Origin of the sequence: Exiguobacterium sp. E4787 (genome assembly GCF_018618375.1) — a bacterium.
GTDB lineage: Bacteria > Bacillota > Bacilli > Exiguobacteriales > Exiguobacteriaceae > Exiguobacterium > Exiguobacterium chiriqhucha.
On record NZ_JACSLY010000027.1, the window covers coordinates 1 to 6,411 of the forward strand.

Below are 6,411 nucleotides of genomic sequence, written 5' to 3' on the forward strand. Positions count from 1 at the left end.
TTACTTAACTTACTATAACGAAGAGCGTATCCAAGAAAAATTAGGCTACCTCACACCGATAAAATATGGTGTGGTGGCAGCCTAATAAGGTGTTTTTATTAGTGTCTCATATAGCTAGGTCAGTCTATCCGACGGGCCTTTTTGAGTAAGGTTATGCGGCGTTACGGCAAGCTTCTGCACATCTACGGCAAGCTTCCGCACAGCGTCTGCAATGTTCATGATGATCGACGTGCTTCTCACATTCCTCTGCGCAAGCTTCGCAAATGGTTGCGCAAACGGCTGCCAGTTCGGAAACGAACGGTGAATTGTGAGTAATGGCATGTTCCAAAAATGCACAAATGTCCGCGCATTCCCGGTCTAATCGAATGCACTGTGCTAGCATCTTCACATCGTCTTCCTGCAGACAAGCGTCAAAACAATGGTTACATTCCGCTGCACAATCATGTAATGCCCGAATCAATTCCTGATGTTGTTCATGAGCCAAGTTAAAACCTCCATTTCTTATTTTTGCTTCATTTACTGAATTTCCCTCTCCTTTCCAAACTAAACAGAAATACCGAAACTCCATAGAAACTGCACATTTTATAGACAAGTAATCAAATATTAAAATCAATGGTGCGGTTTTTTTGGGGGGTCATTGTGAACTTCTAAATTAGAGTCATGGAAACAGCGATAAAGTAAAATGATACTAAACACTTGATATACCCTATCGGGGTATGTTAAGTTTAAGGAAATATTACTTTAGGAGGAATAATAATGATTGAAACATTAAAAGTACAAGGTATGTCCTGCGGCCACTGTGCAAACTCGGTTGAAACGGGCGTCGGTGAACTCGAAGGGATTTCATCTGTGACAGTTGATCTTAAAAAAGGCGAAGTGGCAGTAGACTATGATACTGCCAAGACATCATTAAACGAAATTCAGAAAGCGATTGAAGAACAAGGGTATGACGTCGTATAAGGGTGCTTTCACAGCACACTTTACTTTTAAATGAAATATACCCTCGCGTGGTATATTCGGCAAGAACTTTGTGAATGTTAAGAATGTAAATAGGGTTAAATAGGATAAGAACCACTAGTTTGGAGGAGGCGCACTGAATGGCTAAAAATGATAAAGACCATCACCACCATCAAGACGAACAGGTAGATCACAGTAAAATGGATCATTCCAAACATGTTGGGCATTCGTACCATGAAGACCAAGTGAAAGAAGGCATTCAAGACGACAGCAATCCTGCCAAAATTCATGATGATCATGCCCATCACAATCATGGTGGCCACGATCATAGTGACCATGGACATCACCATCATGGGAATTTCAAAGAAATTTTCCTGAAGTCGCTGCCCTTGGGCATTGTCATTCTATTATTGTCGCCGATGATGGACGTTCGGCTTCCTTTCCAATTTACTTTTCCATACTCGGATATTGTGGTCGCTGTATTAGCAACTATCTTATTGGTTTATGGCGGAAAACCCTTCTATCAAGGTGCAATCGCTGAATTTAAGGAAAAAGCACCGGGCATGATGGCCCTTATTTCATTAGGGATATCCGTTTCCTATTTGTACAGCATTTACGCCGTGCTGGCACGCTACGTAACCGGCGATCACATCATGGATTTCTTCTTTGAATTCGCGTCCTTGCTGTTGATCATGCTCCTTGGACACTGGATCGAAATGAAGGCTATCGGAGAAGCAGGAGACGCGCAAAAATCGCTCGCCGAATTGGTGCCGAAAGATGCACATGTGGTATTGGAAGATGATTCGATCGAGACGCGTCCCGTAAATGAGCTGAAAGTCGGAGACCTTGTACGGGTTCAGGCCGGAGAAAACGTCCCTGCCGATGGCATCATCAAAAGAGGCACCTCGCGGATCAATGAAGCTTTGCTGACGGGGGAATCTAAACCCATTGAAAAAGGAGCCGGAGACAAAGTGATCGGCGGTTCCACGAACGGTGCAGGCATCTTATATCTTGAAGTACAGGAAACCGGCGACCAATCGTTCATTTCCCAAGTACAAACCCTGATAAGCCAGGCGCAGGATCAACCTTCAAGAGCTGAAAATCTGGCTCAAAAAGTAGCCGGCTGGCTGTTTTATATCGCCATTGCGGCGGCTTTCCTCGCTTTTGTCGTTTGGCTGTACATTGCTGACATTCAAACCGCTGTTCTTTTTACGGTTACGACATTAGTCATTGCATGTCCACACGCTCTCGGCCTTGCCATTCCGCTGGTTATTGCACGAAGCACCAGTTTAGGTGCAAGCCGCGGGCTGTTGGTGAAAGACCGCGAAGCATTGGAGCTGGCAACTAAGGCTGATGTAATGATACTGGATAAAACGGGTACATTGACTACTGGCGAATTTAAAGTTTTGAACATGGAAACACTGGATGGTCAACATACCGAAGCCGAAATCGCGGCGTTAATGGCAGGGATTGAAGGCGGGTCCAGCCACCCAATCGCCCAGTCAATCGTCCAATACGCTGAGAAACAAGGGATTCAGCCTGTCCACTTTGATTCGATTGATGTTGTGTCGGGTGCGGGTATAGAAGGAAACGCCAATGGCCGCAAATACGAATTGATCAGCCAAAAGGCACTTGGAAGAGATGTAGCGGTGGATGTTCCCAAAGGGGCAACATTAAGTATACTAGTTGAGGACGGGAATCCGATCGGTACGGTCGCATTAGGCGATGAATTGAAAGAAACGAGCAGAACGCTGATACAGGCATTGAAGCATTACAATATAAAACCGATTATGGCTACAGGTGACAATGAAACGGCTGCCCAAGGAGTAGCAGAGGAACTGGGCATTGAATACAGAGCCAATCAATCACCGCAAGATAAATATGGTTTAGTGGAATCACTGAAAAATAATGGACAAACGGTTATCATGGTCGGCGATGGCGTCAACGATGCACCATCCCTTGCAATAGCAGACGTTGGGATAGCAGTCGGTGCCGGAACTCAAGTCGCCATCGATTCCGCTGATGTGATTTTGACTCAGTCGGATCCAGGCGATATTGAATCCTTTATCGAATTGGCCAATAAAACAACCAGTAAAATGAAACAGAACCTCGTGTGGGGAGCCGGTTATAACTTTATTGCCATTCCCATAGCGGCGGGTGTTCTAGCCTCCATTGGGATTACGTTGGCTCCTGCCGCAGGAGCAGTTCTGATGTCCGTGTCCACGGTTATCGTGGCTATCAATGCGATGACATTGAAACTAAGAAATAGAGCTGTTTAACACCGTGTTTAATTGTCGTACACGAAAAGTGCTGCCTCCCAAAAGTTGAATTTTCTTTAACCTTGGGGGCACAGTTTTGTATTAGGTTAAAGTCAAACGGAGGTTTGAAGACTTTGGATAATTAAATATATTTTTATAGTTAACATATGAGATATTATCGGAAGAGAGGAAGCCCAAAAGCTTCTTCTCTTTTCTACTTAAATTCAATTAACACAAAAAAGTTTTCAAAAATTAATCATTCATTCATTAATAGCCGATTGTAAAATTAAGCTAGACAATTGAAAAAGCCATTCGTGGTACACTCACAATGTATTTTCCGACCAAAGAAAAACATAGGAGTGATCACGAATGACCTACACCCATCTTACCACGGATGAACTGGTGATGATAGAATCCTACCACCGCCAAAATATACCTGTAGCGATCATTGCTAAGTTGATGAACCGTTCCAGGCAGCCAATCTACAACGTCATCAATTTCCTGAAATCAGGACATACAGCGCTCGACTTCTACACGCAATACAAGAAAAATAAGAAACGCTGCGGCCGGCGGAAGATTGTCCTGCCGAAGAAACAAGTGGCCTATGTTCAAGACAAGGTGGCGCAGGGCTGGACGCCGGATGTCATTGTCGGCCGGGCAGAAACGGCCATCGATTGTTCCGCGCGCACCATCTATCGCATGTTCAAAAATCAGGTCTTTGACGCCGCCACGCTGCCGATGAAAGGAAAACGGAAACCCAATGGACACCAGGAACGCCGGGGAAAACAGGCGTTCAAACGCCATATTTCCGAACGGGAAGCCGACAACCCGTCGTTCAAAAAAGAGTTCGGGCATATCGAAGGCGACACCATTGTGGGTGCCCGCCACAAAAGTGCGGTGATCACGCTGGTCGAACGGCTGACGAAAGTCATCATCGCCCTGAAGCCTGCAGGACGCAAGGCTTGCGATATTGAAACTGCGTTGAACCAGTGGTTCCAAGGGGTCCCGAGAAATCTGTTCAAATCCATCACGTTTGATTGCGGCAAGGAATTCTCCAATTGGAAACCGTTGTGCAACCGGCACGACGTCTCGATTTACTTTGCGGATCCCGGCACGCCTTCTCAGCGCGCCTTGAATGAAAACTCCAACGGGCTCCTGCGGAAAGACGGCTTGGCAAAGGAAATGGACTTCAACCAGGTGGATCAAACATTCATTTCGTCGGTGGCCGACAAGCGGAATAACATCCCAAGAAAGTCACTGAATTACCGCACACCGTTGGAGGCATTTTTGAGTCACCTGAATGGAGTCGATCTGTCTAGCTTAAATTGACAAACGGAACCTCCAATATGTTTTAGATTCTTTCGTTATTTATAAAAAGATGGTATTTATAAAAGTCAAAGTCTTCTTTTTTATTATAGCAGTCTAGTTTAGATGCGAAAAAACTATATTTATCCGCCCTTTTTATTTCTGAAAAAGTCGAGGAACGACACTACGTTTCGTGACGCAGACTTCGAACAACCGCCAGGGCGTTAGTCTATCGATTGTTCGACGTGAATGATTGCCTCGAACGGCACATGGATGATCCCTTCCCTTTGATTGGCCAGCTCGACGGTCCGCTCCATGTAGTTCGTCCGGTGCACGAATCCTCTGAATCGTTTCATCTCCCGCTTCTCCACATATTTTACCTCTACCAAATCTCCGCTGAAGATCGCGTCGTTCAGCACATTCTCATAGACCGATAGGACCTGTTCATCGATATCTGGCATCTCAATTTTTTGAATCTCTTTATAGTATTTCGTCAGTAGCGCCTTGTGCTCGGGCATGAGGAATGGGATCCATTTCAATTCGCCCCGATCGCGATACATCGTCATAATAATTACCCCTCTCAATAAAACGAACGTTTGTTCTTATTTTATACCCGATTTGTCCCGTTTGAACAGCCTTTTTCGTGATTGGTAATCCGTGCGTCCTGTTTCCGTACTCTAGCTCGCTGGTCTTCGGTGCAAGGGACGTCAAAAAAATGACGCGCCCTCAGGCCGTCTTCCTTCGCTTTAGGCTCAAAGCGAGGCTTTTCGCTCGTTGGCTCCGGAAGCCTGTCCCTCCGTTTGCTCTACGCATTTTTTTGAGGCTCTCCCTGCGGTCGCCCTTGCACCGTCTCCCGACGCTCGCTTCGTTCCCGTCAACAGGACGCACAACGGTGTTCGTTCTGAGCTCGGCTTATCCGAAAGGGGACAAACCATCATGGAACTTACATCCATCATCGAGGTCATTCGTATCAAACAAGAGATTCGCGAGGAGATGGTCGCTCTCGAGCACGCCATCATCCAATCACCGGACAGTGCCCGACAAATCGGTTCCTCGTTCATCGGGGACGACGACCGTGAAGTGTTCCTCGTCATCATGCTCAACACAAAGAACCGGGTCATCGGCGTCCACCGGGCACACGTCGGGAGCGTCAACTCGAGTGTCGTCCACCCACGGGAGGTCTTCAAATGCGCCATCTTGAACAACGCCTCGTGCCTCATCGTCTGTCATCAGCACCCGAGCGGGGACCCGACGCCGAGCCGGGAGGACATCCTCGTCTCCGAACGGTTACATGAGGCGGGGGACCTCATCGGCATCCCGGTGCTCGACCATCTCATCCTCGGAGCGGACGAGTCGTACGTCAGCATGAAACAGCGAGGTTACATGGGTTGAACGGAATGGAGTGGGGCCGGGGGACCGGTCCCGGTCCGTCCGGGAAGGGCAAGGACGAAAAACGTACGTTTTTCTTTGACGGGATGGGCGACTCGCGTTGCTCTCGCCTGGATCCGTGGGGCGGAATCCGGGAAAAGGTCCGTTTTCGTATAACGAAAACGAGATGGTTCGTGTGTGAAAATTGGACGTTGTTTTGGTCTGTCTCATAAGAAGATTGTTTGATGAAATGGTAGAAGTGACAACATAGTTTGTTTATTGAAAATGACCATGATTTCTAAACAAGCCCTAGGGCTTGTTTGAAACAACACCAGGGCTTACGTGAAATAAGCCGAGATGTTGATTGCGTGGATGCGAGGTATCATGAGGCTATCAACTGTATTTTGCAATACAAATGTGCACAATAATGCAACGAAAAGTACAGAACTTTGCCAGCTAGGTTTTAGTGTTTCGACAACGCATGCGTGACGCGATAACTGTCACCTGTGAAATTTAGTATGTG

The 6,411-nt window shown here is 46.7% G+C and carries 6 protein-coding genes; 4 read left to right on the forward strand and 2 right to left on the reverse strand.

The features are described from left to right. Window positions 1–151: 151 nt before the first annotated feature. Entirely contained in the window at window positions 152–484 is a 333-nt protein-coding gene (locus tag KNP80_RS15595; RefSeq protein WP_214720037.1) for a four-helix bundle copper-binding protein, read from the reverse strand. A 272-nt stretch (window positions 485–756) separates the two neighbouring features. Here KNP80_RS15595 and copZ point away from each other — a divergent pair, with 272 nt between their 5' ends. From copZ to KNP80_RS15610, 3 genes are all read left to right on the forward strand, one after another. Continuing rightward, window positions 757–960 carry a copper chaperone CopZ gene (gene copZ / locus KNP80_RS15600; RefSeq protein ID WP_029336157.1) on the forward strand — a complete coding sequence of 68 codons (204 nt, stop codon included), beginning with the start codon at window positions 757–759 and terminating at the stop codon, window positions 958–960. A 137-nt stretch (window positions 961–1,097) separates the two neighbouring features. After that, window positions 1,098–3,236, forward strand: a complete 2,139-nt coding sequence (locus KNP80_RS15605; RefSeq protein WP_251130345.1) for a heavy metal translocating P-type ATPase — start codon at window positions 1,098–1,100, stop codon at window positions 3,234–3,236. A gap of 348 nt (window positions 3,237–3,584) precedes the next feature. Beyond that, on the forward strand, window positions 3,585–4,544 hold the full coding sequence (locus KNP80_RS15610) for an IS30 family transposase (RefSeq protein ID WP_114167461.1): 960 nt from the start codon (window positions 3,585–3,587) through the stop codon (window positions 4,542–4,544). A 200-nt stretch (window positions 4,545–4,744) separates the two neighbouring features. Here KNP80_RS15610 and KNP80_RS15615 read toward each other — a convergent pair whose 3' ends face one another. Then, window positions 4,745–5,086, reverse strand: coding sequence for a YolD-like family protein (locus tag KNP80_RS15615; RefSeq protein WP_029595514.1), 342 nt, complete (start codon window positions 5,084–5,086; stop codon window positions 4,745–4,747). Window positions 5,087–5,456: 370 nt separating this feature from the next. Between KNP80_RS15615 and KNP80_RS15620 the strand changes: the two genes are divergently transcribed. Further along, window positions 5,457–5,912, forward strand: coding sequence for a JAB domain-containing protein (locus KNP80_RS15620; protein ID WP_035385670.1), 456 nt, complete (start codon window positions 5,457–5,459; stop codon window positions 5,910–5,912). Window positions 5,913–6,411: the final 499 nt, after the last annotated feature.

Bases quoted from the DNA above. Each gene is read 5' to 3' on its own strand.
- copZ (WP_029336157.1), top strand. From the start codon at position 757: ATGATTGAAACATTAAAAGTACAAGGTATGTCCTGCGGCCACTGTGCA.
- KNP80_RS15605 (WP_251130345.1), top strand. From the start codon at position 1,098: ATGGCTAAAAATGATAAAGACCATCACCACCATCAAGACGAACAGGTA.
- KNP80_RS15610 (WP_114167461.1), top strand. From the start codon at position 3,585: ATGACCTACACCCATCTTACCACGGATGAACTGGTGATGATAGAATCC.
- KNP80_RS15615 (WP_029595514.1), bottom strand. From the start codon at position 5,086: ATGACGATGTATCGCGATCGGGGCGAATTGAAATGGATCCCATTCCTC.
- KNP80_RS15620 (WP_035385670.1), top strand. From the start codon at position 5,457: ATGGAACTTACATCCATCATCGAGGTCATTCGTATCAAACAAGAGATT.